The organism is Micromonospora vulcania (assembly GCF_042658605.1).
Taxonomy (GTDB): domain Bacteria; phylum Actinomycetota; class Actinomycetes; order Mycobacteriales; family Micromonosporaceae; genus Micromonospora; species Micromonospora vulcania.
Map to the genome: position 1 here is coordinate 374,274 of NZ_JBHSQS010000006.1, position 23,764 is coordinate 398,037.

The 23,764-nt window shown below is 70.5% G+C and carries 21 protein-coding genes; 4 read left to right on the forward strand and 17 right to left on the reverse strand.

The features are described 5' to 3' along the window. Positions 1–20: 20 nt before the first annotated feature. The 8 genes from ACFQGL_RS12850 to ACFQGL_RS12885 form a co-directional block, all read right to left on the reverse strand. Positions 21–1,007 carry a hydroxyacid dehydrogenase gene (locus ACFQGL_RS12850; RefSeq protein WP_377510502.1) on the reverse strand — a complete coding sequence of 329 codons (987 nt, stop codon included), beginning with the start codon at positions 1,005–1,007 and terminating at the stop codon, positions 21–23. A 44-nt stretch (positions 1,008–1,051) separates the two neighbouring features. Continuing rightward, positions 1,052–1,807, reverse strand: a complete 756-nt coding sequence (locus ACFQGL_RS12855) for an SDR family NAD(P)-dependent oxidoreductase (protein WP_377510505.1) — start codon at positions 1,805–1,807, stop codon at positions 1,052–1,054. Beyond that, entirely contained in the window at positions 1,807–2,658 is an 852-nt protein-coding gene (locus ACFQGL_RS12860) for a fumarylacetoacetate hydrolase family protein (protein ID WP_377510508.1), read from the reverse strand. The genes ACFQGL_RS12855 and ACFQGL_RS12860 overlap by 1 nt, the downstream gene beginning before the upstream one ends. Positions 2,659–2,698: 40 nt before the next feature. Then, entirely contained in the window at positions 2,699–3,652 is a 954-nt protein-coding gene (locus ACFQGL_RS12865; RefSeq protein WP_377510511.1) for an aldo/keto reductase, read from the reverse strand. Further along, the gene (locus ACFQGL_RS12870; protein WP_377510514.1) at positions 3,649–4,500 is read right to left on the reverse strand and encodes an amidohydrolase family protein; all 852 of its coding nucleotides are present in this window, start codon (positions 4,498–4,500) and stop codon (positions 3,649–3,651) included. Before ACFQGL_RS12870 ends, ACFQGL_RS12865 begins: the two co-directional genes overlap by 4 nt. Continuing rightward, positions 4,484–5,692, reverse strand: coding sequence for a mandelate racemase/muconate lactonizing enzyme family protein (locus ACFQGL_RS12875; protein WP_377510517.1), 1,209 nt, complete (start codon positions 5,690–5,692; stop codon positions 4,484–4,486). The genes ACFQGL_RS12870 and ACFQGL_RS12875 overlap by 17 nt, the downstream gene beginning before the upstream one ends. A 125-nt stretch (positions 5,693–5,817) precedes the next feature. Continuing rightward, the gene (locus tag ACFQGL_RS12880) at positions 5,818–6,570 is read right to left on the reverse strand and encodes an SDR family oxidoreductase (protein ID WP_377510520.1); all 753 of its coding nucleotides are present in this window, start codon (positions 6,568–6,570) and stop codon (positions 5,818–5,820) included. Then, positions 6,567–7,583: a zinc-dependent alcohol dehydrogenase gene (locus tag ACFQGL_RS12885; protein ID WP_377510523.1), complete on the reverse strand. Its 1,017-nt coding sequence runs from the start codon at positions 7,581–7,583 to the stop codon at positions 6,567–6,569. The genes ACFQGL_RS12880 and ACFQGL_RS12885 overlap by 4 nt, the downstream gene beginning before the upstream one ends. A 303-nt stretch (positions 7,584–7,886) precedes the next feature. Between ACFQGL_RS12885 and ACFQGL_RS12890 the strand changes: the two genes are divergently transcribed. Beyond that, on the forward strand, positions 7,887–8,660 hold the full coding sequence (locus ACFQGL_RS12890; protein ID WP_377510525.1) for a FadR/GntR family transcriptional regulator: 774 nt from the start codon (positions 7,887–7,889) through the stop codon (positions 8,658–8,660). Here the strand turns inward: ACFQGL_RS12890 and ACFQGL_RS12895 are convergent. From ACFQGL_RS12895 to ACFQGL_RS12920, 6 genes are read right to left on the reverse strand one after another with little or no spacing between them, the layout of a single operon-like run. Next, a complete protein-coding gene (locus tag ACFQGL_RS12895; protein ID WP_377510528.1) occupies positions 8,657–9,730 on the reverse strand; it encodes an aldose 1-epimerase family protein in 1,074 nt (357 codons plus the stop codon). The genes ACFQGL_RS12890 and ACFQGL_RS12895 overlap by 4 nt on opposite strands. Continuing rightward, entirely contained in the window at positions 9,727–10,464 is a 738-nt protein-coding gene (locus ACFQGL_RS12900; protein ID WP_377510531.1) for an SDR family NAD(P)-dependent oxidoreductase, read from the reverse strand. Before ACFQGL_RS12900 ends, ACFQGL_RS12895 begins: the two co-directional genes overlap by 4 nt. Then, a complete protein-coding gene (locus ACFQGL_RS12905) occupies positions 10,446–11,546 on the reverse strand; it encodes a hypothetical protein (RefSeq protein ID WP_377510534.1) in 1,101 nt (366 codons plus the stop codon). The genes ACFQGL_RS12900 and ACFQGL_RS12905 overlap by 19 nt, the downstream gene beginning before the upstream one ends. Further along, positions 11,543–12,724, reverse strand: coding sequence for a CaiB/BaiF CoA transferase family protein (locus ACFQGL_RS12910; RefSeq protein WP_377510537.1), 1,182 nt, complete (start codon positions 12,722–12,724; stop codon positions 11,543–11,545). Before ACFQGL_RS12910 ends, ACFQGL_RS12905 begins: the two co-directional genes overlap by 4 nt. 2 nt (positions 12,725–12,726) lie before the next feature. Beyond that, on the reverse strand, positions 12,727–14,142 hold the full coding sequence (locus ACFQGL_RS12915; RefSeq protein ID WP_377510540.1) for an aldehyde dehydrogenase (NADP(+)): 1,416 nt from the start codon (positions 14,140–14,142) through the stop codon (positions 12,727–12,729). Beyond that, positions 14,139–15,029 (reverse strand): fumarylacetoacetate hydrolase family protein, encoded by an 891-nt coding sequence (locus tag ACFQGL_RS12920; protein ID WP_377510543.1) that lies wholly within the window; start codon positions 15,027–15,029, stop codon positions 14,139–14,141. Before ACFQGL_RS12920 ends, ACFQGL_RS12915 begins: the two co-directional genes overlap by 4 nt. Before the next feature lie 119 nt (positions 15,030–15,148). On the opposite strand from ACFQGL_RS12920, the gene ACFQGL_RS12925 reads away from it, so the two are divergent. After that, on the forward strand, positions 15,149–15,949 hold the full coding sequence (locus ACFQGL_RS12925; protein ID WP_377510546.1) for an enoyl-CoA hydratase/isomerase family protein: 801 nt from the start codon (positions 15,149–15,151) through the stop codon (positions 15,947–15,949). Positions 15,950–16,045: 96 nt separating this feature from the next. Here ACFQGL_RS12925 and ACFQGL_RS12930 read toward each other — a convergent pair whose 3' ends face one another. The 3 genes from ACFQGL_RS12930 to ACFQGL_RS12940 form a co-directional block, all read right to left on the reverse strand. Beyond that, a complete protein-coding gene (locus ACFQGL_RS12930) occupies positions 16,046–16,372 on the reverse strand; it encodes an L-rhamnose mutarotase (RefSeq protein WP_377510549.1) in 327 nt (108 codons plus the stop codon). A gap of 12 nt (positions 16,373–16,384) precedes the next feature. Continuing rightward, complete coding sequence (locus tag ACFQGL_RS12935; RefSeq protein ID WP_377510551.1) at positions 16,385–19,057, reverse strand: right-handed parallel beta-helix repeat-containing protein; 2,673 nt, start codon at positions 19,055–19,057, stop codon at positions 16,385–16,387. A 275-nt stretch (positions 19,058–19,332) separates the two neighbouring features. Next, positions 19,333–21,744, reverse strand: a complete 2,412-nt coding sequence (locus ACFQGL_RS12940) for a glycoside hydrolase family 95 protein (protein WP_377510554.1) — start codon at positions 21,742–21,744, stop codon at positions 19,333–19,335. A 226-nt stretch (positions 21,745–21,970) separates the two neighbouring features. Between ACFQGL_RS12940 and sodN the strand changes: the two genes are divergently transcribed. Both sodN and ACFQGL_RS12950 read left to right on the forward strand, forming a co-directional pair. After that, positions 21,971–22,375 (forward strand): superoxide dismutase, Ni, encoded by a 405-nt coding sequence (sodN, locus tag ACFQGL_RS12945; protein ID WP_377510557.1) that lies wholly within the window; start codon positions 21,971–21,973, stop codon positions 22,373–22,375. Positions 22,376–22,432: 57 nt separating this feature from the next. Then, positions 22,433–23,743: a radical SAM protein gene (locus ACFQGL_RS12950; RefSeq protein ID WP_377510560.1), complete on the forward strand. Its 1,311-nt coding sequence runs from the start codon at positions 22,433–22,435 to the stop codon at positions 23,741–23,743. Positions 23,744–23,764 lie beyond the last annotated feature (21 nt).

The window sequence follows — 23,764 nt, forward strand, 5'->3', positions numbered from 1 at the left end:
CCTCCCTTCCGGCACCGCTCTCAGCCGAGCTTCTCGGGGTGTTCGAACGGCTCGCCCGCGACGAACCGACGGACCTCGGCGACGACGCTCGCCCCGATGCGGTGCAGCTCGTTGCCCATCGACCCGGCGATGTGTGGCGTCAGCACGAGGTTGGGCACCTGCCACAACTCGGAGTCCGCCGGCAGCGGCTCTGGCTCGGTGACGTCCAGGACCGCGTGGATACGGCCGGTCCGCAGCTCGGCCACGAGCGCCTGCTGGTCGACCACGGCGCCACGGGCGGTGTTCAGCAGCGTCGCGCCGTCGCGCATCAGGCCGAGCAGGTGCGCGTCGATCTGCCCGACCGTCTCCGGCGTCACCGCCTGGTGCAGGGAGACCACGTCGCTGGTCGCCATCACCTCCCGCAGCGAGCCCCTGCGTACGCCGAGCCTCGCGGCACGGTCGGCGGTCAGGAGCGGATCGAAGACGATGACGTCGAGGTCGAACCCCCGTAGCCTGCCGATCAGCTCGGTGGCGATGAGACCGGCACCGACGATGCCCACCGTCCGCCGATAGTTGCCGACGTCGGTCAGCTGCGTCGCCCGGTCGGGCGCCTGCCGGGTCCCGCGGTAGGCACGTTCCGCCGCGAAGGTCTGCTTGTTGGCCAGCAGGATCATGGCGAGGGCGTACTCGGCGACCGGGACGGCATTGGCGCTGCGGGCGTTCGCGGCCACGACGCCCCTGGCCGCGAAGTCCGCTGGCCGGTCGAGACAGGTGGCGGCGACGCCCCCGGCGTAGATGACCGCCCGCACGCTGGCGGCCAGTTCGGTGCTGATCGGCTCGGCGCCCCAGCCACCGATGACGACCTCGGCGCGCCGCAGCCGCAGCCGTGACTCGGCACTCGCCAGGTCGGTGATGGTGTGCTCCGGGTCGATGTCGAGCATCTCGGCCAACTCCGCGGTCGCCTCTGCGTCGAAGATCTGCCGGACGAGCGACGCGGGGCGCATGACGAACACAGCGGGCGGACGCACGTGGTTCCTTTCGGAGCAGGCAACAAGCCGGCGGCGGACAGACTCTACGACCTGGTCGGACGCACCCGCAGATGCGTCACGCCGCCATCGACGTCGAGCGCGGTGCCGGTCGTCGAGACCGCCAGCGGGCTGGCGAGATAGGCGATCGCCGCTGCGACCTCCTCCGGGGCGACCATGCGGCCGGTCGCCTGGCGGGCATCCAGCGCCGCCTTCTCGGCCACCGGGTCGTCGAACTTCTGCAGCATCCGGTCGACGAATCCGGTGTGTACGGTGCCCGGGGACACGCAGTTGACCCGGATTCCGTCACGGATGTGGTCGGTCGCCATCGCGAAGGTCAGCGCCAGCACCGCACCCTTGCTCGCGCTGTAGAGCGCCCGCTGGGACAGGCCGTTGAGGGCGGCGATGGAGCAGACGTTGACGACGGCCGCGTGCTCGGACGCGCGCAGCATCGGGAGCGCCTCTGCGGTCGCTCGGGCCATCCCCACCACGTTCACGTCGAGCACCCGGTGCCACTCGTCGTCGCCGTTCTGCTCCACGGTGCCCACCGCGCTGATACCCGCGTTGTTGACCAGGATGTCGAGGCCGCCCTCGGTCTCCTGGATCATCGCCAGCGCCGCGCGTACGGAGGCACGGTCGGTGACGTCGCAGAAGGCGCCGGTGATCCCGGTCGGCACGTCGCCGGGCGCAAGGTCGAGTGCCACCACGCGGCAACCTCGCTCGGCCAACAGCTCGGCGGTCGCGAGGCCGATGCCGGCGGCTCCCCCGGTGACCGCGGCGACAAGACCGCTGAACTCGCCCATCACGCCTGTCCGATCGGCTGCCGGGCGGTGCCGAGGCCGGTGATCCCGAGCTCGACCACGTCACCCGCGCGCAGGTAGGGCTGGCCGGCCAGGCCCATCGCGACGCCGGCCGGGGTCCCGGTGTTGATGAGGTCACCGGGTTGCAGGACCATGAACTGGCTGAGGTACCAGATCACGTGGTCGACGGGGAAGACCATGTCGGCGGTGGTGCCGTCCTGGCGCCGCACCCCGTTGACCGAGAGGTTCAGCCGGAGGTCCTGTGGATCGCCGACCTCGTCGGCGGTCACGAGCTCGGGACCAACCGGGTTGAAGGTCTCGCAGCTCTTGCCCTTGTCCCACTGGCCGCCGCGCTCAAGCTGGAACTCACGCTCGGACACGTCGTGCGAGACCAGGTAACCCGCGACGCAGGCGAGGGCGTCCGCCGGTGTTTCGAGGTAGCGCGCCGCACGGCCGATGACAACGCCGAGTTCGACCTCCCAGTCGGTCTTGGCGGACCGGCGCGGAATCAACACGGTGTCGAAGGGGCCGACGACCGTGCAGGGATCCTTCATGAACACGACTGGTTCGGTCGGGATCGCGGCACCGGTCTCGGCCGCGTGGTCGCGGTAGTTGAGCCCGATGCAGACAATCTTGCCGGGACGGGAGATCGGTGCGCCGATCCGGAGGTCCGCTGCGCCGGCAAGCGGTTGGAGCGAGTCGGCGGCCACGGCCGCGGCGACGCGTTCGATGCCGTTGGAGGCGAGAAAGGCCGGGCCGATGTCGTCGGTGATCGGACGCAGGTCCAGGTAGGTGCCGTCGACGACGACGGTGGGGACCTCCGCGCCCGAGGGTCCGAGGCGTGCGAGCCGCAAGGCGTCTCCTTCTGATGGTTCGACGAACGGTGGGTCGGTGTCAGGAGTCGAGTTCGGCCCAGGCCGCCTCGGGTAGGGCCGCGTGGTGGCGGGCGACGAGTTGGGAGACCTGGGTGGGGCTCCGCAAACCGGCGACGACGGCGGCGACGGCCCGATGGCGCAGCGGAAACTGGACCGCGGCGTCGGGGAGGGTCGCGCCCCAGCGCTCGCAGGTGTCGGCGAGCACGTTGACCCGACGCAGCAGATCATCCGGGGTCCGCTGGTAGTCGTACATCGCGTCGGCGGTGGGCCGTGGCCGGGCGAGCAGGCCCGAGTTGAACGGTGCGGCCGCGACGACCGACACGCCTCGTGCGGCGCAGGCGTCGAGGAGCCGCTGGCCGGTACGGTCCAGCAACGTCCACCGCCCGGCCAGCATCACCACGTCGAGGTCGGTCTCCTGGACCATCCGCAGCGGTGCCTGCCACTGGTTCATACCGACGCCGACCGCGCCGATCACCCCCTGGTCGCGCAGCTCCACCAGGGCGGGGATCGCCTCGGCGATCGCCTGGTCGACGTGGTGGTCGGGGTCGTGGACGTAGACGATGTCGATGTGCTCCAACCCGAGTCGCTCACGGCTCGCGGCCAGGCTGCGCCGCACGCCACCGGCGGAGAAGTCCCAGCGGCGAACCAGATCGTCGGGTACGTCGAAACCACCGGTGGCGAGGTCCGAGCCGGTCGGGTGGGGATTGCGGTCGAGGGCACGGCCGACCTTGGTCGACACGACGTAATCCGCACGTGGCAGGCCGGCCAGCGCCCGGCCGAGGCGCCGCTCGGACAGGCCGAGGCCGTAGTGTGGCGCGGTGTCGAAGTAGCGGATGCCGGCCGCGTAGGCCGCGGCGACGGCTGCTTGACCGACGGCGTCCTCGGTCGCCTTGTAGAGGTTGCCGAGGGAGGCCCCGCCGAAGCCGAGTTCGGTGACGGCGACTCCGGTCCGGTCGAGGATGCGGGACCTCACGCGACCTCCAGCCCGTAGACACGCTGGGCGGTGCCGCCCCAGACGAGATCGCGCTCGGTCGGGTCCAACACCGCGATCAGCTCCTCGAAGGTGGTCACCACCCGGTCGTAGGGCGCCTCGGCGAGCAGGCAGACCGGCCAGTCCGACCCGAACATGACCCGGTCGGCGCCGAAGGCCGTGAGCACCGTGTCGGCCACCGGCCGCAGGTCGTCCGGGGTCCACGACGTCCAGGACGCCTCGGTGACGAGGCCGGAGAGCTTGACCGCGACGTTGTCGAGCCGGGCCAGCGCGGCGATGTCGCTGGCCCAGCCCTCGGTGTCACCGTGCACGATCGCCGGCTTGCCGGCGTGGTCGAGTACGAACGAGACGTCCGGCAGGTCGGCCACGACGCGGGTCACCAGCGGCAACTGCCCGGGTGCGACCACGAGGTCATAGACGAGACCGTGCTGGGCGAGTTCCTGGAGTCCACGGCGGACGTCCGGCCGGTCCAGCCAGTCCTGGTCCGGCTCTGACTGCAACTGGTGACGGGCACCGACCAGATGCCGACCACCGGGAAGGCATCGGGCCGCGGCGAGGACGTCGGGGAGGTCGAGCGCTTCAAGGTCGAACCATCCGACGACGCCACGGACGAGCTCTTCGCGCTCCGCGAGCGCCAGCAGTTCGTGGGTCTCCGCGAGGCTCGCGACAGTGTGCACCACGACGGTGCCCGCGATCTCCGTCCTACGCAGCTCGGGTGCGAGCTCGTCGAAGCCGAAGGATCGCCGCAACGCCGGCAGCTCCTCGGTCCACGGCTGGGGCCGGCGGGTCAGGTCCCAGACGTGGTGGTGGGCGTCAATGCGGATGGACATGGCCATCCTGGGTCGGGTCGACGGCGCTCGACGTGGACGCGAAGAGGTGCGGCTCGGGGGCCAGCAGCCGCTTGCCGGCCCGGTCCGGGCGTACGTGCGGACCGGCCGCACCACCCCAGTTCATGGAGTCGGCCAACGCGGCGATCGCCGCCTCGTCGACGTCGTACCCCAGCCCGGGTGAGTCACCGAGGAGCAGCGATCCGTCCACGATCTCCTGGTCGACGGTGAGGCCGACCGGGAACGTCAGGTCCTGCACCTCGATGGCGAGATGGTTCGGGATGCTGGCCGCGGCGTGCGCGAGTGGGTTCGCGTTGTAGCCGACCGGGCTGACCGGCAGGTCGAACGCATGGGCCAGCGCGGCCACCCGCAGGAAGTGGGTGATGCCCCAGACACTCCCGGTCTGCAGCACGTCGACGGCGCCGGCCTGGATCAGCGGGCGGAACTGCTCCAGGCCGGTGAGGTTCTCGCCGGTGGCGACCGCGGCGCGGACCGCCCGACTGATCATCGCGTGGCCGTCGACGTCCCACCGGCGCACCGGCTCCTCGATCCAGGCCAGATCGATCTGCTGTTCGAGCCGGTGGACGTAGGCGACGGCCTCCTTGCGGGACCACGACTCGTTCGCGTCGAGCATGAGACGCGGCACGCTGCCCGTCGTCGACGTGTAGACGTCCCGCAGCAGCGCGAGCCGACGCAGGTCGCCGTCGAGGTCGAGGCCGCCCTTCAGCTTGACGGCGCGGAAGCCGCGTTCGGCGAACGCGGTCTGCACCCGGATCAGCTCGTCGTCGTCGAGCGGCCCGTCGAGGCTGGAGGCGTAGCCCGGCACGACCCGGTCGCGGGCCCCGAGCATCCGCCACAGCGGCTGATCGGCGGCCTTCGCCTTGAGGTCCCACAGGGCCATGTCGAGGGCGCCGATCGCGCCGAATGTCGCGCCACCGTGACCGGTCTTGAAGGCCCAGGCCAGCATCCGGTCGTAGAGCGCGGTGACGGCACGGGGGTCCTCACCGAGCAGCGCCGGGAACACCGACCCCAGCCGGTCGTGGTTGCCGAGCCCCACGCCGGTCAGCCCGTCGTCGGTGTCGACCAGTACGAGCGGAATGCTCGTCACGCCGGACTCGACGTACCCGTTGACATCGCCGATCGGTCGGTTCCACCGGTGCAGCGTGCTCAGCGTGCGGTAGCCCGTGATACGCATGTGGCACCTCCGCTCCCACCGATTCTCGGGAAGACCCTCAACATCAGTTCTCCTGTTGGCATCGCCAGCTCATCCTAAAAGGTATGACGTCTGATGTGAAGTGCCACGGACCGGTCGGGCCTGGATCATCGGCCCAGCCAGCCGCCGTCGACCGGGAGCACCACGCCGTGCACGTAGTCCGAGGCCGGGCCGCACAGGAACACCGTGGCCCCGGCGAGATCGGCGGCCGCTCCCCAACGGCCCGCCGGAATGCGTTCGAGGATCGAGCGGCGGCGCTCCGGATCGTCCCGCAGCGCCTGCGTGTTGTCGGTGGCGATGTATCCGGGCGCGATCGCGTTGACGTTCACGCCGCGGGGTGCCCACTCGTTGGCGAGTGCGCGGGTGAGGCCGGCGATCCCGGACTTGGACGCGGCGTACCCCGGGACGTTGACCCCGCCCTGAAAGCTCAGCAGCGAGGCGGTGAAGACCACCTTGCCCGATCCACGTTCGAGCATCGGTCGGGCAATGAGCTGGGTGAACGCGAACTGCGCGGAGAGGTTCACCGCGAGCACCTCGTCCCACAGATCCAGGGCGTGCTCGGCAGCCGGCTGACGGCGGATGGTGCCGGCGTTGTTGAGCAGGATGTCGGGCCGCCGCTCGGCGAGCTCCGCGCCGAGGGCGAGGACGGCCTGCCGGTCGGCGAAGTCGCAGCGACGGCCCTCGAACGTACGACCGGTCGCCGCGACCCGGTCACCGACCTCGCTACGCGCCTCGAGCTGGGCGCTGACGCCGACGACGTCCGCGCCTGCCTCGGCGAGCGCGACGGCCATGGCGAGCCCGATGCCGCGCCGGGCGCCGGTGACGACGGCGAGCTTCCCGGTCAGGTCGAAGCCACTCACGGGGCACCTCCACAGTCGACCAGAATCTTCATGGCTCGCCCGGACTCCAGAGTCGCGAACGCGTCCGCGACCTCGGTGAGCGGCACCACCGTGGTGATCACGGCGTCGGCGGGGACGACGCCGGCGGCGAGCAGCTCGACGGCCCGCTCGAAGTCGGCGCGCTCGTACACGCGGGCGCCGAGGATCGTCAGCTCCCGCCAGAACACCCGCTGCAGGTTCATCGGCCGGGGCTGTGGGTGGATCGCCACGACGACGACCGTGCCGCGGACCCGGACGACGTCCGTCGCCGCGAGCACCGCCGGCGCGGCGCCGGACACCTCGAAGGCCACGTCGGCACCGGCCCCGCCGGTCCACTCCTGCACCAGTTCGACCAGGTCGCCCGGGTCGGCGGTACGGAAACCGAGCTCGGCAGCGGTCGCACGGCGGCGCTCGTCAGGCTCGGCGAGCAGCACCTCGGCACCGGCCTCACGCGCGACGACCGCGATCAGCACGCCGATCGGTCCGCCTCCGAGGACGACGGTACGGTCCCCGGCGGCCAGCCCGGAGCGACGTACGTCGTGCACGGCGACAGCGACCGGCTCGACCAGCGCGGCGTGTTGGAGGGACAGCCCTTCGGGGAGCGGGACGAGCAGGTCGGCGCGCACGTTCCAGCGACCCTGGAGCGCACCCGGTGAGTCGATGCCGACGAAGACCAGGTTCTGGCAGATGTGCCGGTGGCCGGCGCGACACGCGGGGCAGGTGTCGTCCCACTCCAGCGGCATCACCGTCACCGGGTCGCCGACCGACCAGCCGCTGACGCCGTCACCGAGCGCGGCCACGGTGCCGGACATCTCGTGACCGATGACCGCTGGCGCGCGTACCCGGGCGTCCATGTCGCCGTGGAAGATGTGCAGGTCGGTCCCGCAGATGCCGGCGTAGGCGACGGCGATCTGCACCTGGCCTCGGCCGGGCCGCGCGGCATCGGTCTCGCCGACGTCGAAGGTGCGGTTCCCGACGTAGGACGCGCTCAGCATTCCTGAACTCGCTTTCGTTCGGTGGATCAGCAGTGGCTCCCGGCCCACGGCCGGGCACGGTCACGCCGCGGCGGCCGAGAAGAGTGGCCGGGTCGGCCGGGCACCGACGACGGGCGGTGCCGAGGTGACACGACGAGAACTGCCGAGGGCGCGTGCCTCCCCGTGCAGTCCGAGGCGGAGGCAGGCGTGTCCGGCGGGGATACCGGGAAGCATAACGTATGATGTCTGATGTTGGGTCGATGGAGGTTCCGCCACGAGCGGCAGAGCACAGTGGGGTGGGGTATGAGGTCCTACACTTCGGGGATGGCGCGTGAACGCGACGAGGGTGCCCCCAGGATGGTGTTGGCCGAGAAGCGCCCCCCTGCCCCAATGCTCGGCGTCGCCGTCGTGGAAGACCTCGTCGACGCCGTCGTCTCCGGCAAGCTGCGGCCCGGCGAGTCGCTGCCGCCCGAGGGGCCGCTCAGCGAACAGTTCGGCGTGAGCCGGACGGTTATCCGCGAGTCGGTCAAGCGGGTCGAGGAGAAGGGCCTCGTCACCATCGCGCGGGGCCGCGGCACCCAGGTCCGCTCCATGACGTCCTGGAACCTCCTGGACCGGGTGGTGCTGACCTCGCTGATCAAGCACGACGAGACCCTGGGCATCCTCGACGAGCTCAGCGTCGTCCGGGCCCAACTGGAGTCGGTCATGGCCGCCGAGGCGGCGCGCGCGCGTACCGACGCCGAGCTGGAGCGGCTCGACCGCGCCCTGCAGCGAATGCGCGAGACGGTCGACGACCAGGCGGCCTTCCGCACCGCGGACCTGGAGTTCCACGGGGTCGTGATGGACATCTCCGGCAACCGGCTCGCGGAGAGCATCGCCCGCATCCTGATGGAGCGTGCCCTGGAGAGCTGGCGCTACCACGGCGTGGACACGCCCGACGCGTTCGCCATCACCCTGCACGAACACGAGGCCATCCACGCCGCCATCACCGGTCAGGACGCCGTCCGCGCGCAGGACGCCATGAACGGGCACATCCTCGACTCGTGGCGTCGTCGCCGGCTCCCGGACCATGCCGGGAAGCAGCCCAAGCACTCCTAGCGCCCGGTCCGGCCGAAGCGGAACACCGACTCGTAGCGGCGCTCCTCGCCGTGTTCGAGCCAGATCATGCTGCCGTCCGCGCGCGCGGCGGCGTCGCCCGCGACGTGGTGGGTGGACGGCTCCAGCCCGACCGCCCAGCCGCCCTCACGCAGGTTCAGCCACTGGAAGAAGCACGGGAACGCGGACGCGTCGACGTCGAGCTCGAACGCCATCGCGCGTACGTCGTTGACCAGGCCGACCCGGTGCCGCCCCTTCTCGTCGGCGCGGAGTCGGTGCTCGTAGACCTGCTCGACAAAGCCGGGCAGCGGCGCGTGGAACGTCCGGTGGTCGACGCCCTGCTCGTCCACACTCTCGGTCTGCCACACCGTCTCCTCGACGTCGGCGACGAAGCGGGTGCCCTCGTCGAGGAACGGCCAGCCGACGTTGACGTGGTAGAGGAACATGTGCGGTGTCGGATCGAACCCGGCGTTGGTCACCCGGTCGGTCAGCCGGATCTCGGTGCCGCCCAGGTCGGCCTCGATACGACGGCGCAGCACCAGGTGCTCACCAAAGTTGGTGGCCTGCACCACCTCACCCTCGGCCCAGAGCACGCAGCGGTCGTCGCTCACCCACTGCTCGCCGTAGCCGGTCAACCGCGCGGGGATGTTGGCGACCCGACCGTGCAGACCGTGACGCACCGTCTGCTTGGGCGGGTACCGATAGTGGGTGGCGTCGACGTCACCGCCGAACAGCGTGTGGTCGAGCCCGCCGGTGACGACCAGCCCGGACATGCTGCGCAGCCAGGACAGGCCCTCCTCGTCGGCGTACTCGTGCAGCCCGGGGTGCCGAAAGCCGGTACGCGAACGCCAGCCGACGGACACGCCGTCGAACTCGGCCACGCCGATGTCCATCGCACGATCGACGAGAACCTCGAAATAGAGGCCACCGCCCGTGCTGAACTCCAGCACACGGATGCCGCGCTCGACGCCGTCGTCGAGCACCACGGCGCGCACCCCACCGTAGGCGCGGATGTCGCCGGTGTGGCGCGCGAGATCGCGACGGGTCGGAGTGCGGTGCGTCTGCTCGCTCATGCCATCACCCAGCCGCCGTTGACTTCGAGGGTCTGACCGGTGACGAAGGCGGCGTCCGGACCGGTCAGGAACGACACGACTGCGGCGAGTTCGGCGGGCGTACCCCGACGCTTGAGCGCCTGCCGCTCGACGACCATGGCGCTGTACGCCTCCGGGTCGTCGTAGATCTCCTCGGCGGCGGTCTTGAACGCACCGGGCGAGACCGCGTTGACGCGGATGCCGCGCGGTCCGAGTTCGCGCGCGAGCGCCCGCGTCAGCGCGACCGCACCACCCTTGGTGGTGACGTAGGCCGCCAGCTTCTCCCAGCCTCCGTGCATGGTGATCGAGGCGATGTTGACGATCGAGCGGTCCTCGTCGGTCCCGGCCTCGACCATCTGCCGGCCGGCGAGCTGCGCGCACAGCCAGTAGCCCCGTTGGTTCACCGCGTGGACCGACTCGTAGTCGGCGAGTTCCATCTCGAGGAACGGCACGGTCGGATAGATCGCGGCGTTGTTGACCAGCGCGGTCACCGGGCCGACCTCGCGGCGGGCGTCGGTGAAGAACGCCGCCAGCGCGTCCGCGTCGCGCAGGTCCACGACCCGTGCGAACACGTCGCCGCCGAGCGCGTCGACGGTCTCCTTCAGCGTGTGCTCGGCGACATCGGTGATGGCCAGCCGCTGCCCGTCGTGCGCCAGCCGCTGCGCGATCGCGTGGCCGAGCGACCCGCCCGCGCCGGTTACGACGGCAACACCCATGACCGCTCTCCTTTCTCGTGGTGGGCTACCCGCAGCAGGTCCGCGTAGGCCGCGTTGACCTTGTCGACCGCCGCCGCCGCGTCCCGGTCCTCGACAATGGCCTCCCGGACCAGCTCCGAGAGCTCGTCCTGGAGCGGGATCCAGCCCGGGACGCGGGGTCGAACCCACGCTGCGTCGAGGGTCGCGACCGTGTCGGCGTAGAACGGCCTGGTCCCGGTCCACACCGCACGGTGCGCGGGCTGGCCGCCGGCCCGCGGCACCAGCCCGGTCTGCACCCGCTCGTCGAGGAACGCGTGCACCCAGGCGCGGACCTCGGGGTCGCCGGCCGACCGGGCGGCGACGGCGAGACCGGTGCCGCCGAGCACGCTCAGCGGGTGATCGCCGCGCCAACTCGGCGCGTCCGACCAGGCCAGGCGGTCGGCGTAGGTGACGTAGCCGTAGGCCAGCGGGCACCAGGTCGCGCCCGAGCCGTCGGCGAGGCCGTCATGGATGCCGATCGGGTCCAGCAACGACAGTTCCCGGTCGGCGATCCTGAACACCGCACGCAGCAGGTCGACGGCGTCGGTCGCGGTCGCCGGGTCGAGCAGGTGCTCCGACGCGACACCCGAGCACATCGCCAGCAGCGTCAGACCGGCGTGCGGTCCGGCCAGGCAGAGCGCCACGGGATGCTCGGCGGCGACCGCCGGCACGTCCTCCCACCGTCGTACGACCGGCACGCCGGCGTCGGGACGGCGGACCGAAACCTGCGCGGCGGCGTCGATCGGCACGGCCCAGGTGCGGCCACCGACCTCGTAGCTCGCGCCGCTGGCGCCGACGGCGCTGCGCAGCCACTGGTCCACGAGCGCCGGATCCACCAGGTCCTCGAAGGCCACCAGCGCCCCGGCGCGGACCGCGGCACCGAGCCCCGGGTGGTCGACGACCATGAAGTCGTGGGTCTCGGCGAGCCGGGCGATCGGGTACGCCTCGAACGCCGACAGCGGCTGCCGGTCCCACGCCACCAGCGGAGCTACGCCGCTGGCCTCGAACGCCTCCAGCCCGAGCCACGCGCGCGGATGGTCCCAGGTCATCCCGGTGAGGGTCACGCGACGACCTTGTCCTGCAGAAGCGCGTCGATCTGGTCCTCGGTGAGCCCGAGCTCCCCGAGGAGTTCGGCGGTGTGCTGTCCGGCCGTCGGGGCGCCGCGCTCGACGGCCGGGGGCGTCGCGGTCAGGCGGAACGCGAAGCCCGGCGTGGTGACGCTGCCCTCGGTCGGGTGGTCGTAGGTGACGAAGCTGCCGTTGTGCCGGACCTGCGGGTCGTCCAGCACTTCGTCGTAGGAGTTCACCGGACCGACCCAGACGCCCCGGCCGCCGAGACACTCGAGCCAGAACGCCGTGGTGTTGGTACGCAGGTGCCGCCCCACCGCCGCGGAGATGGCGTCGCGGTGCCGAAAGCCGTCCCGCTCGGCGTCCCACCGGCCGAGCTCGGGGTCACCGAAGACCTCGCCGAGCACCGAGAGATCGGCGAACGCCAGCGCGACGTACCCGTCGCTGGTGGGGAAGATCCCGTACGGCGCGCGGATGTAGGAGTGCGCGTGGATCTCGTGCCCACGGGACTGTCGGACGCCACCGACCGTACGCACCGACAGCTCCTGCATCTGCATCGCGATCATCGCGTCGAGCATGTTGACCTCGACCTTCTGGCCCACGCCCGTACGCTCGCGATGCAACAGCGCGGCCAACACGCCCTCGAAGGCCGAGTACGCGGTGATCGCGTCGGCCACGAAGTAGGGGCCGGCCTGGGGCGGGTCCTCGCTGCGGCCGGCGCTGTAGAGAGCGCCACTGAGGCTCTGCAACAGCAGGTCCTGGCCGGGCCGGTGGGTGTACGGGCCGGATTCGCCGTAGCCGCTGATGGAGACGTAGACGATCTCGGGATTGATCGCGCGGATCGACTCGTAGTCCATGCCGAGCCGGGCCGCGACGCCCGGTCGGTAGTTCTGCAGCACGACGTCGGCCTCGGCGGCCAGCCGCAGCACCAGCGCACGCCCCGCCTCACTCTTGAGGTCGACGGCGAGGCTGCGCTTGTTGCGGTTGAGCGACAGGAACGACGCGTTGACCTCGTTGCCCACCGCGCCGCCCGCCGAGGTGTGACGCTGCCACTCCCCCGTGACAGGTTCGATCTTGACCACGTCCGCGCCCAGGTCGCCGAGGCGCATGGCGGCCAGTGGCCCGGCCATCGCGATCGACAGGTCCAGCACGCGATATCCACCCAGTACGGACACGGCTACCTCTGGTTCTCGGAGGGAAGACGGAGAGTGCCGTCGACACGACGCGGAATACGGTCGTAGTCGTCCCGCAGCTCCGCGGGCAGGACGGCGTACGGGGCTGACTGCCAGGCGACCGGGCGCAGGAAGCGGCGGATCGCGGTGGCGCCCACGGACGTGTGCAGGGTGTTGGTACCGGGCCAGGGGCCGCCGTGCTGCTGGGCCCAGCCCACCGACACTCCGGTCGGGTAGCCGTTCCACACCAGCCGGCCGACCCGGGCGGGCAGCGTACGGGCGAGCTCGACCGCGAGGTCGTCGTCGTCCTCGCCGTGCACCGTCGCGGTGAGCGCGCCGGGCAGCCGACGCACGACGGCGTCGAGTTCGGCGGTGCCGGCGTAGCGGACCACGATGACGTAGGGACCGAAGACCTCGTCGAAGGCGTTCTCGGGCAGGTCGGCCGCCGGCAGCTCGACGATCGTCGGCGTGACCGAGCCCTGCGGCTCGTCCCGGCCGACCGCTTCGGCGTAGGAGCGGCGGATGCCGTCGGTGAGCATGGTGAACGTGCGGCCATCCGCGGCCCCGACCAACGCGTCGCGCAGCGTGTCGCCGTACCGGCCGGTCGGCACCAACGCGAGGCCCGGCCTGGTGCAGAACTGGCCGGCGCCCAGCGTGAACGAGCCGGCGAGTTCGGTGCCGATCTCGGTGGCGCGAGCCGCGGCCGCGGCGGGTGTCACCACGAAGGCGTTCACGCTGCCGAGTTCGCCATAGAACGGGATCGGATCGGGCCGGGCGGCGGCGAGGTCGGCGAGGGCACGACCGCCGGCGGTGGACCCGGTGAAGCCGACCGCCCGGACATGCGGGTCGCGGACCAGGTCGACACCGGCCAGGCGACCCGTCACCAGACCGAGGACGTCCTCGGGCAGCACCTCGCTCAGCACGTCGAAGCAGAGCTGGGACGTGGCCGGATGGGCTTCGTGGGCCTTGACGATCACCGGGCAGCCGGCGGCGAGCGCGGACACGGTGTCGCCGCCCGGCACCGAGAACGCCAGGGGGAAGTTGCTGGCGCCGAAGACCGCGACCGGCCCGATCGGCACGAGCATCCGGCGCAGATCCGGCCGGGGGCCCATCGGCGAGTCGTCGGCGTGGTCGATGGTGGCCTCAAGGTACGAGCCTTCGCGCAGCACCTGAGCGAAGAAGCGCAGCTGGAAACAGGTGCGCTTCAGCTCCCCGGTAAGGCGCGGGGTACCGAGTGCCGTCTCGGCGTGGGCGGCCGCGACGATCTCCGGTCCCCGGGATTCGAGGGCCGACGCCGCCACTTCGAGCAGACCGGCGCGGTCCTCGCGGTGGGTTGCCGCCCAGCCGGGCGCGGCCGCCGCGCCGGCCGCACAGATGCGGGCGACCTCGTCGCTCGTGGTTTCGACGTACGCCGTGGTCATCGGGCCACCTCCGCGACGAGCGCGGCCACGCCGGCCTTGCCCACGACGACCGAATTGGTGAGTACGCCCAGACCGGTGATCTCGATGGCGACGGTGTCGCCCTCCCGCAGGGTGAACGGAAGGTCGGGCACCAGGCTGGTGCCGGTGGCGAGCACGACACCGTGCGGGAACTCGTCGGCGCGGAACAGGAACTCGACGAGCGTGGGCAGTTTCCGGTGCAGCTGCGCGGTGCTCGCCGCGCCGCTCCAGACGACCTCGCCGCCCCGCTCGATCGAGAGGTGGATCGGCAGCGCGTACGGTTCGGGCACCTCCCACGCCGGAGTGATCCCCGGCCCGACGGCGCAGGCACCGAGGTAGGTCTTCGCCTGCGGCAGGTAGAGCGGGTTCTCCCCCTCGATGCTGCGCGAGCTCACGTCGTCGCAGATCGTGTAGCCGACGATCTCGCCGTGCCGGTTGACGACGACGGCGAGTTCGGGTTCGGGGACGTTGACCGCGGAGTCCGACCGGATGCTGACGGCCCCGCCCGGGCCGACGACGCGCCAGGACGCCGCCTTGAAGAACAGCTCGGGTCGCTCGGCGTCGTACACGCGGTCGTAGATGTCCGCCTCACGCTCGCTCTCGGCCATCCGGGCGGTACGCGAACGTTCGTAGGTCACCCCGGCGGCCCAGACCTCGGTGAGCCCACTGACGGGCGCCCGCAGGGCGACAGTGGCGGGCGTCGGCACCGGATCCGCGGCCGCGGCGGCCTCGACGATCTGGCGGAGCTCGCTCGCCGGCAGGGCAAGCAGCTCGTGCAGTGCGCTGGGGAGCAGGTGCAGGCCGCGTTCGGTCCGCACGGCGGCGCGGTCGGGCTCGCCTCCCGCGACGGTGGCTCTGACGATCTGCACCGACTTCTCCCTCTGGTGGCCGAGCACGGACGCTTGAAACGTATGACGTCATATTCATATAGTCAAGGCGTTCGTCCGACCCGGTCGAACGGGATCCACACCCCCGCGAGGAGAAGCCGATGACCACCCCTGTCCCCGCCGAGTCGGACGGCCGAGTGCGCTTCGAGGTCGACCGCGAGGCGCGGATCGCCATGATCACGCTCGACCGACCGGCCAAGCTCAACGCCGTCACGCCCACCATGGCCCGCGACCTGGTCAGCGCGGTCGAGGCGTGCAACGGCGACGACGAGGTACGAGCCGTCGTGCTGACCGGTGCGGGCGACCGGGCGTTCAGCGTCGGGTCGGACATCAGGGCGCTCGACGGGTACGCGACGCCCTGGGACTTCCGCAACCGGATCGACTACTGCGACGCACTGCGACGGCTGCGCAAGCCGTCCCTGGCCGCGATCAACGGCTACGCCCTCGGCGGCGGCCTCGAAACGGCACTGAGCTGCGACATCCGCCTCTCCGCGAGCACCGCGAGCTTCGGCGCACCCGAGGTGAAGCTCGGCTGGATCGGCGGCGGGGGCATGTCGGCCTTCCTCGCCCGGGCGGCCGGGCCGAGCAACGCGGCGCAGATGCTGATGACCGGCGACCCGATCGACGCCGAGCAGGCGCTGCGGTGGCACCTGGTCTCGGAGGTGCTTCCGCCCGACGGCCTGCTCCCCCGGGCTCGTGAACTCGCCACCACGATCGCCGCGCGCGCACCGATCGCGGTCGAGACCGCGAAGATCAACCTCCGCGCCGCCACCAGCATGTCGGAGGACCAGGCGCTGGAGTACGAGCGAGACCTGCAGACGATCTGCTTCGCCACCGCCGACGCCGCCGAAGGCCGGCGGGCATTCGCCGAACGGCGTCCGCCGAGCTTTCGCCGGCGCTGAACTACGGCGACCGCCGGGCCGAGCGACGCGCCCGGCAGTCCGTGTCGCGGGGCCGCGCGGCGTACTGCCACGCGACCCCGCGACTCGGGTACGGGGTCAGTCGAGGTGCCAGACCTCGGCGGCCTCGCGCCAGCCGCCGTCCCGCGTCCCGTCGCCGCCGAACGGCGTCTGACACGGGTCAGTGTGGGTCCACCACTCCCGGGTCACCGGGTCCTCGGCGATCCGTGCCATATCGGCGTCGTGGTCCGAGCCGAGGTACTCGTAGTAGGCGATGAGGGTGTCATCGATCGCGAAGATCGTGTAGTTCGTGACGTGCGCCTCGCGCAGGGTCTGCTCCACCCGGGGCCACACCGCCCGGTGCAGGGCGAGGTACTCCTCGCGCCGCTCGGGCCGAACGTTCACCACCAGACCGCGTCGGTCCACACCCGCCACCTCTCAGCCCGCAGCCGGGCCAGCCGGCCGGCCGATGCCGTCGCGCGACACCAGCCGGTTCCACGTCTTCACCCACTCCTTGCCGAAGGCCTGCGCGACCGCGCCGGACGAGGAGAACTTCAGCGTCCCCATGTCCAACCCCGCGTCCTCGACCGAGGCCGGCTTCACCAGGTTGGTATTGATCTTGTCACTCCACCGGGACAACTGGAAGGTCGAGGTCGGATTGCCGAACGTGACGGGGCTGGTCTTGAACTCGCCACCGCCGACGATCACCGAATGGTCGATCTCGATGCGGGCCGGCACGTACAGCGAGTTGGCGTTGTCCCAGACGGTGGCCCGGTCGCAACCGTTGGTGGCCTCCGTCGCGTAGTCCGCCGCCTGGCAGTCCACCCCCGTGCTCCGCACGCGGGGAACGTACCAGTCGTTGATCTCCGGATAGACGATCGGAGTGCCGTCCGAGTACTTGTACCGACCGCTCGTGTAGTGCCGGACCCAGGTGGCCACATGCTCGGGCGTGGCGCTGTACTTCTCGCCCTCGCGGACGTCCAGGAAGGCGTTGTAGCGGCTCTGCACGACCCAGGCGTTGGGGACCGGCAGACCCTTCTCGCCGTTGCGGTGGTACATCATGTCGTGCCCGGTCTGGGCGACGTCGATGAAGACGTTGTCGTTGGCCTTGTTGCTGTGCCCGGACTGGAAGAAGACACCGGAGTGCGCGTCCTTCACCACGTTGTGGTGAAAGCGCATGCCCGACACACCGTCGTCCATGTAGAAGGCGTCGTTGTTGCCGCCGATCTTGTCGAACAGGTTGTAGGCGACCTCGTTGCCGAGAAAGGTGTAGTCCCGCCCGGTGTAGACCACGCCCTGGTCGCCGGCGTTCTTCACCAGGTCGTAGAAGTAGTTGTGGTTGACCTTCATGTCGTTGCCCATGATCTGGACAGCCATGTGCGGCGCGTCGTGCACGTAGTTGTACTCGAAGGTGTTCCCGACGCCGTAGAGGTATCCGGCCGGCGTGTAGGTCGCGAGCTTGGAGAACCGCGCGATCTCGTTGTTGCGCGCGACGTTGTCGCCCCGTTCGAGTGTGCTTCGGTTGCCGCCACCGAGCAGCACGCCGCCGCCTCCGAGGTCGTGCAGGTACGAGTTCCGGACCACGTTGCCGTGGCCACCCCGGACGGTCTCGTAGTCCGGCAGTGCGGTGATCGTCTCGGTGGGCGTGCCGATTCGGATCGCGTCCATGCTGACGTTGGAGATCTCCACGCCGTCGATCAGGGTGTCGTTCGCGTCGAGCAGTTGGACGCCGTTCGCGAGCGAGTCCGCCATGGCCAGCCCGCGCAGCTGCACGCCGGTCGTGCCCTCCAGCCGGAAGAAGTTCCGGTCGAACGTCGTCAGGGTGATCTGCTTGCCCTCGACCGAGCCGCCGGCCGGCAGGTAGTAGAGCACGTCGTTGTCGTTGTAGCGGTCGAGGTAGTACTCGCCGGGCGCGTCCATCTCAGACAGCACGTTGAGGGCCTTGACCATCGTGTAGCCGTTCTGCGGGACGTACATCGCCGGGTACTTGGTGTAGAGCTTGGTGCCGCTCCACGACAACATCCGGACCATGTCGACGGCGTAGTTGTTGCCCAGGTATCCGGAGAGCCACCCCTCGGTCTCGTACCTGGTGTTGTCGATCGTCTCGATCCACTCGGGATCGGCCTGGATCGGCAGCGACGAGTAGCTGCCCGAGCCGCGCGTGCCCCAGTCGTGCACGACCGGCACCGTCTCGGGCGCCCACCCCTGGTAGCGGTTGCCCTCCAGCGCCCGCCCGCCGACCTCGTAGATCGAGGGCGTCATCTTCCACATCTCGGCCTGGGACCAGGTGTTCCGGTCGGCCGGGTCGGGAAGCTGCTGCTTCTTGTCCTCGAACTGCGCCCGCGGCGTCGTCCCGTTCCACTGCCAGTCGTTCTGCAGGCCGAACCGCGCGTCCACGTCCGGCTGCATCAGGTCGCGGGGCCCGTCCACCCGCCACTTGCTGCCGTCCCCGTACAGGTAGCAGCTCGCGTCCCCGCTGGCGCACGACTTCCCGTTCGGATACTCGGCCAGGGTCTGGGTGCTTCCGTCCACGACCAGCTCGGGCGCGAACGGCTGCTGCTGCCAGTTGAACCCGTTCTTGTACAGGGCGCCGGGGTCGATTCCGGCGGCGCCGAGGTCGTAGACCCACGCGCCCGCACGGGTTTCCGAGCCGAGCCGGGCGTTCGACGAGAACCGCGGTTCGGCCAACTCCTGCGCCGACAACTCGCTCAGCTTCTTCCAGCCGGCCGCCGGCAGCTCGTGCGAGCCGGTGAGCTTGACCTTCTCGCCGGCGTACGCCGCGTACGTGACCCACGAGTTCTTCGCGCCGGAGAGGGCGATCGTGTCGGCGAGCGCGTACTCGCCGCCACGGATCCACACCGTTCCCCGCCGCTTGGACGTGGTGTGCCCCGCGAGCGCATCCCGCGCCGCGGCGATCGTGCGGAGCGGGGCCGCCTTGGTGCCGGGGTTCGCGTCGTCGCCGGTGGTCGCCACGTAGACGACGGGCCCGGGTGCGGATTTGCCGTGCTGACCCGGTGCGGCGGCCGCGGCCGACGCCGACTGCGTTGCCGTCATGGAGCCGATCACCAGCATCGAGGCCAGAATGCCTCTGCCGGGCCATCCTCTTAACATGATCTTCACCTCTCCGCTCGTTCGGAGCCTCGCCGTCAGACGACCCGAGGTCAGGGCGCGGAACACCTGGTTCCAGGCGCCGCCACTCGGCGACGAAACATGTGATGTATGAATACTGACGTATGACGGCGCGCGTGGCAACGGGCTCGTAACCTCGGAGAAACGCCGTAGAGCCGGGGTGATCGATGCGTTGCGGGCGGTGACGTCCAACGCCACCGCCCGCAGTCCGCCGCCGCTGCGGCGCACCTATCCGAAATGCTCCACAGTGGTGGTGGTTACCTCAGCTCCAGCCGGTAGACGGCGTTGGGCACGGTGTCGAACTCGACGACGTTCGGCTCCGGGTGGCTGACCGCCCGAGCCCTGGCGTGTGACGTGACGGAGACCGGGCCGGGTGTCCGTACCCGCGCCCGGTTGCCGAACCGCGACGTCAGCGTCGCCGTATCCAGCCGCCCGGCGCGCCACGCCGCGTCCACGACGAAGCCACCGCGCGCCCGTAGACCACGGACGGACCCCTGCGCCCACGCCGCCGGCAGCGCCGGGAGAAGACGCACCTCGTCACCGACACTTTGCAGGAGCATCTCGACGACCGCCGTGGGCCCGCCGAGGTTCGCGTCGATCTGGTAATAGGTCGTGCCGTTGAGGACGTTCGGGTTGTGGCGCTTCGGCGCGAACAGCAGCCGAAGCGTCTGGTGCGCCCGCTCCGCATCGCCGAGACGCGCCCAGAGGATCGCGCGGAGCGCGACGGCCCAGCCATCGTCGTTGACGCCCTCGCCCCGCAACTCCAGCGAGCGCCGGGCCGCCGCCGCCAGGGCGGGCGTCCGGTGGACGTCGATCTGGCCGCTCGGATAGACGGCGTACAGGTGCGAGACATGCCGGTGCGCGGGCTCCGGTGCCGTCGTGTCCCAGTCCTCAAGCCACTCCTGCAACTGGCCGGCGCTGCCGATCTGGTGCGGCGCCAGCCGCTCACCAGCCTCCGCGAGCCGGCGGCGCAGATCGCCGTCGGTGTGCAGGATCTGCGCGGCACGAGCCGTGTTGGTGAAGAGGTCGCGCAGAATCTGCGTGTCCATCGCCGGCCCCGCACAGAGCATCTGCCCGCTGTGGTGGCTGTTCTCCGGCGAGTTCGACGGATTGGTCACCAGCCAGCCGTGCTGGGGATGCGAGACCAGCGTGTCGAGGAAGAACTCACAGGCCCCCCGCAGCAACGGATAGACGTCCGCGAGGTAGGCCCGGTCCCGACCGTAGTCGTACCGGTCCCACAGGTGCAGGCAGAGCCAGGCACCGCCCATCGGCCAGATGCCCTGCGGGCCGTCGTACGCGGCGGTCCCCCGCCACAGGTCCGAGTTGTGGTGCGCCACCCAGCCGCGGGCTCCGTACATCTCTCTCGCCGTCCGGGCGCCGCTCTCGGCAAGGCCACGGACCAGGCCCACGAGCGGTTCGACGCATTCCGCCAGCGCCGTCGGCTCGGCCAGCCAGTAGTTCATCTCGGTGTTGATGTTCAACGTGTAGTTGCTCTGCCAGGGTGGCGCGACGCGATCGTTCCAGATGCCCTGCAGGTTCGCGGCCTGGCTGCCCTCCCGCGAGCTCGAGATGAGCAGGTAGCGGCCGTACTGGAAGTAGAGCGCGGCGAACGCCGGGTCGTCCAGGGTGGCCGACTCCTTCACCCGCTGGTCGGTGGGCAGGCTGGCCGCCGCACTGGTGCCGAGGTCGATCGAGACGCGGCCGTACAGCTCGCGGTGCGCCCGGACGTGGTCGGCGAGCAGCCGTCGGTAGGGGACCGCGGCGGCCCGCGTGATCCGGGTCAGCGCCAGCGCGTCCGGTCCTGGACCCGACGGACGGTCCACCGGGTAGTTGGTCGCCGCCGTCACGAGCAGAACCGCCTCGTCCGCGCCGCGCACCGAGATCGAGTCCGCGGTCCGGGTCCGCACGCCCCCGGTGGTCAGCAGCCGGACCCGGCTCACGAAGCGGATCGCCGCGTCGACGCCGAACAGGGGCGACGGGTTTCCGGTGAGGACGAGGTCGCCGCTCGCGTCGACGGTGGTCGACCAGGTCGGTGAGACCGTCGGCGCGGCCGCCCACGGGGGTTTGCCCACCGGGGGCGGCCCGTCCAGCGCGACGTCGAGGTCCAGCTCGCCCGGGTGATCGGCGGTGTAGCGCAGGACGATCGCCTGGTGCACGGGGGACACGAACGATTCGCGGGTGAAGGTGACGTCGGCGCGACGGAGGCGGGTCGTCGCGACGGCTCGGCCGAGGTCCAGTTCGCGGACGTAGTCGGCGACCTCGCCGCCGTCGCCGGAGGAGATCCGCAGGTTGCCCAGCGGCTGGTAGCACATCTCGTAGTAGTCGGACACGACGCTGTCCCGGGCGAGTTGCTGGGCCTCGTCGTACCGGCCCTCGAAGATCAGTTGCCGCACCGTGGGCAGCGCGTCCCGCGCCGCGGGGTTCACCGGGTTGTGCGGACCACCGGCGGTGATCGTCTCCTCGTTCAACTGCAGCAGTTCCTGGTCCACCCCGCCGAAGACCATCGCCCCGAGACGGCCGTTGCCGATCGGCAGCGCCTCCAGCCACCGGCTCGCCGGCGCCGAATACCACAGACGGGCCGACTCGTCGTCCGCGCCGCCGCCGTCCGCGAGGGCAGGACGGGCGAAGTCGGCCAGGCCACCCGCGACGGCAGCGACCATCGCCCCCATCAGCATCTGTCTACGGCTGATTGCCATTGATCATCTCCCGAGTTCGATATCGGTCGTCGACTGTGGCGGGCAGCGCTACCCAGCTTGGTTGCGAACGTAACACATATGATGTTTAACGAGATAGCCCTCGCGGGGCGAGCCGTTGACGGCAGGGTTGACATGAAGTGCGGTTGAGGTTCTATCGTTCTTGTTGATCAACTTCAGCACTGTTGTCGGAAGGGTTCTGATGCACCTGCCACGCCTTCTGCGTCCGCGCACCACCGTGAGCGCACACTGCGATCTGCCCTGCGGCGTCTATGACCCGGCGCAGGCCCGCATCGAGGCCGAGTCGATCAAGGCGATCTCCGAGAAGTACCAGGCCAGCGACGACCCCGAGTTCCGGACTCGATCGCTGATCATCAAGGAGCAGCGCGCCGAACTGGTCAAGCACCACCTCTGGGTGCTGTGGACCGACTACTTCAAGGCACCGCACTTCGAGAAGTACCCGCAGCTGCACGGCCTCTTCAACGAGGCCACCAAGCTGGCCGGCGCCGGCGGCGCGAAGGGAAGCGCGGACCCGGCCGTCGCGGAGCAGCTCCTGGCGAAGATCGAGGAGATCTCGACAATCTTCTGGGAGACCAAGCAGAGCTGATCCGTCGGAACCGGGTGGCTCCTGCCACCCGGTTCCGCGCCCGTTCGAAAGGACCGTATGGAGTTGCGCACCGACCTCGTCGAAGACCTGATGAGCCGCCTCCCGCAGGTGCCGCGAGAGGCGGTCATCAAGGAGGACCTGCTGCGCGGCGGGCTCGCCTTCGACGACGCGGCACTGACCGACAACGAGAACGGCGACATCAAGCCGAAGTCGTACTTCATCTTCTCCTTCGACCACCGGACGCTGCCGGAGCTGGGGACGGCCGCGCTGCGCCGGCCGCCGGAGGAGATCGTGCTCACCGGCGGCCCGTACGGGCTGCGCCGCACGGTGGTCTCGGTCCGCACCAACCCCGACTCGCCGTACCGCGTCCGAGCCGACAGCGACGGGCTGCTGCGCCTGTTCCTGGACGGCCGACCGATCGCCGATGTCGGGCTACCTCCGATGCCGGCCTACTACCGCCACACCCTGGCCAACGGAAAGTCGGTGATGGAGGTTGCCCCGACGATCCAGTGGGGCTACCTCATCTACCTGACCGCGTTCCGGGTCTGTCAGTACTTCGGCGCCAAGGAGGAGTGCCAGTACTGCGACATCAACCACAACTGGCGGCAGCACAAGAAGGCCGGCCGCCCCTACACCGGGGTCAAGCCCGTCGACGAGGTGCTGGAGGCCCTGGAGATCATCGATCGGCACGACACCGACCGGGCTTCGCGGGCGTACACCCTCACCGGTGGCAGCATCACCTCGCACGTCGGCGGGCTGGCCGAGGCCGACTTCTACGGTCAGTACGCGCAGGCGATCGAGGAACGGTTCCCCGGACGGTGGATCGGCAAGGTCGTCGCGCAGGCCCTACCCCGGGCCGACGTGCAACGGTTCCACGACTACGGAATCCGCATCTACCACCCCAACTACGAGGTGTGGGACAAGCGGCTGTTCGAGTTGTACTGCCCGGGCAAGGAGCGGTACGTCGGCCGGGAGGAATGGCACCGCCGCATCCTCGACTCCGCCGAGGTGTTCGGCCCGCGCAACGTGATCCCCAACTTCGTGGCGGGCGTCGAGATGGCCGCCCCACACGGCTTCACCAGCGTGAACGAGGCGATCGACTCCACCGCCGAGGGGCTCGACTACTTCATGTCGCGAGGGATCACGCCACGGTTCACCACCTGGTGCCCGGAGCCCACCACTCCACTCGGCCGGGCCAACCCGCAGGGTGCGCCGCTGGAATACCACGTGCGCCTGCTCGAGGTCTACCGGGCGACCATGGATGCCCACGGCCTGTCCAGCCCGCCCGGCTACGGCCCGGCCGGACCCGGCCGGGCCGTGTTCTCGGTCAGTTCCTTCATGGACACGCTGCCCTCCGCCGACTCGTGAGGGCGTACGCCCCGCACGGAA

Bases quoted from the DNA above. Each gene is read 5' to 3' on its own strand.
- ACFQGL_RS12870 (WP_377510514.1), bottom strand. From the start codon at position 4,500: ATGTCCATCCGCATTGACGCCCACCACCACGTCTGGGACCTGACCCGC.
- ACFQGL_RS12890 (WP_377510525.1), top strand. From the start codon at position 7,887: ATGGCGCGTGAACGCGACGAGGGTGCCCCCAGGATGGTGTTGGCCGAG.
- ACFQGL_RS12915 (WP_377510540.1), bottom strand. From the start codon at position 14,142: ATGACCACGGCGTACGTCGAAACCACGAGCGACGAGGTCGCCCGCATC.
- ACFQGL_RS12855 (WP_377510505.1), bottom strand. From the start codon at position 1,807: ATGGGCGAGTTCAGCGGTCTTGTCGCCGCGGTCACCGGGGGAGCCGCC.
- ACFQGL_RS12895 (WP_377510528.1), bottom strand. From the start codon at position 9,730: ATGAGCGAGCAGACGCACCGCACTCCGACCCGTCGCGATCTCGCGCGC.
- ACFQGL_RS12875 (WP_377510517.1), bottom strand. From the start codon at position 5,692: ATGCGTATCACGGGCTACCGCACGCTGAGCACGCTGCACCGGTGGAAC.
- ACFQGL_RS12885 (WP_377510523.1), bottom strand. From the start codon at position 7,583: ATGCTGAGCGCGTCCTACGTCGGGAACCGCACCTTCGACGTCGGCGAG.
- ACFQGL_RS12940 (WP_377510554.1), bottom strand. From the start codon at position 21,744: ATGGGGGCGATGGTCGCTGCCGTCGCGGGTGGCCTGGCCGACTTCGCC.
- ACFQGL_RS12925 (WP_377510546.1), top strand. From the start codon at position 15,149: ATGACCACCCCTGTCCCCGCCGAGTCGGACGGCCGAGTGCGCTTCGAG.
- ACFQGL_RS12950 (WP_377510560.1), top strand. From the start codon at position 22,433: ATGGAGTTGCGCACCGACCTCGTCGAAGACCTGATGAGCCGCCTCCCG.
- ACFQGL_RS12900 (WP_377510531.1), bottom strand. From the start codon at position 10,464: ATGGGTGTTGCCGTCGTAACCGGCGCGGGCGGGTCGCTCGGCCACGCG.
- ACFQGL_RS12935 (WP_377510551.1), bottom strand. From the start codon at position 19,057: ATGTTAAGAGGATGGCCCGGCAGAGGCATTCTGGCCTCGATGCTGGTG.
- sodN (WP_377510557.1), top strand. From the start codon at position 21,971: ATGCACCTGCCACGCCTTCTGCGTCCGCGCACCACCGTGAGCGCACAC.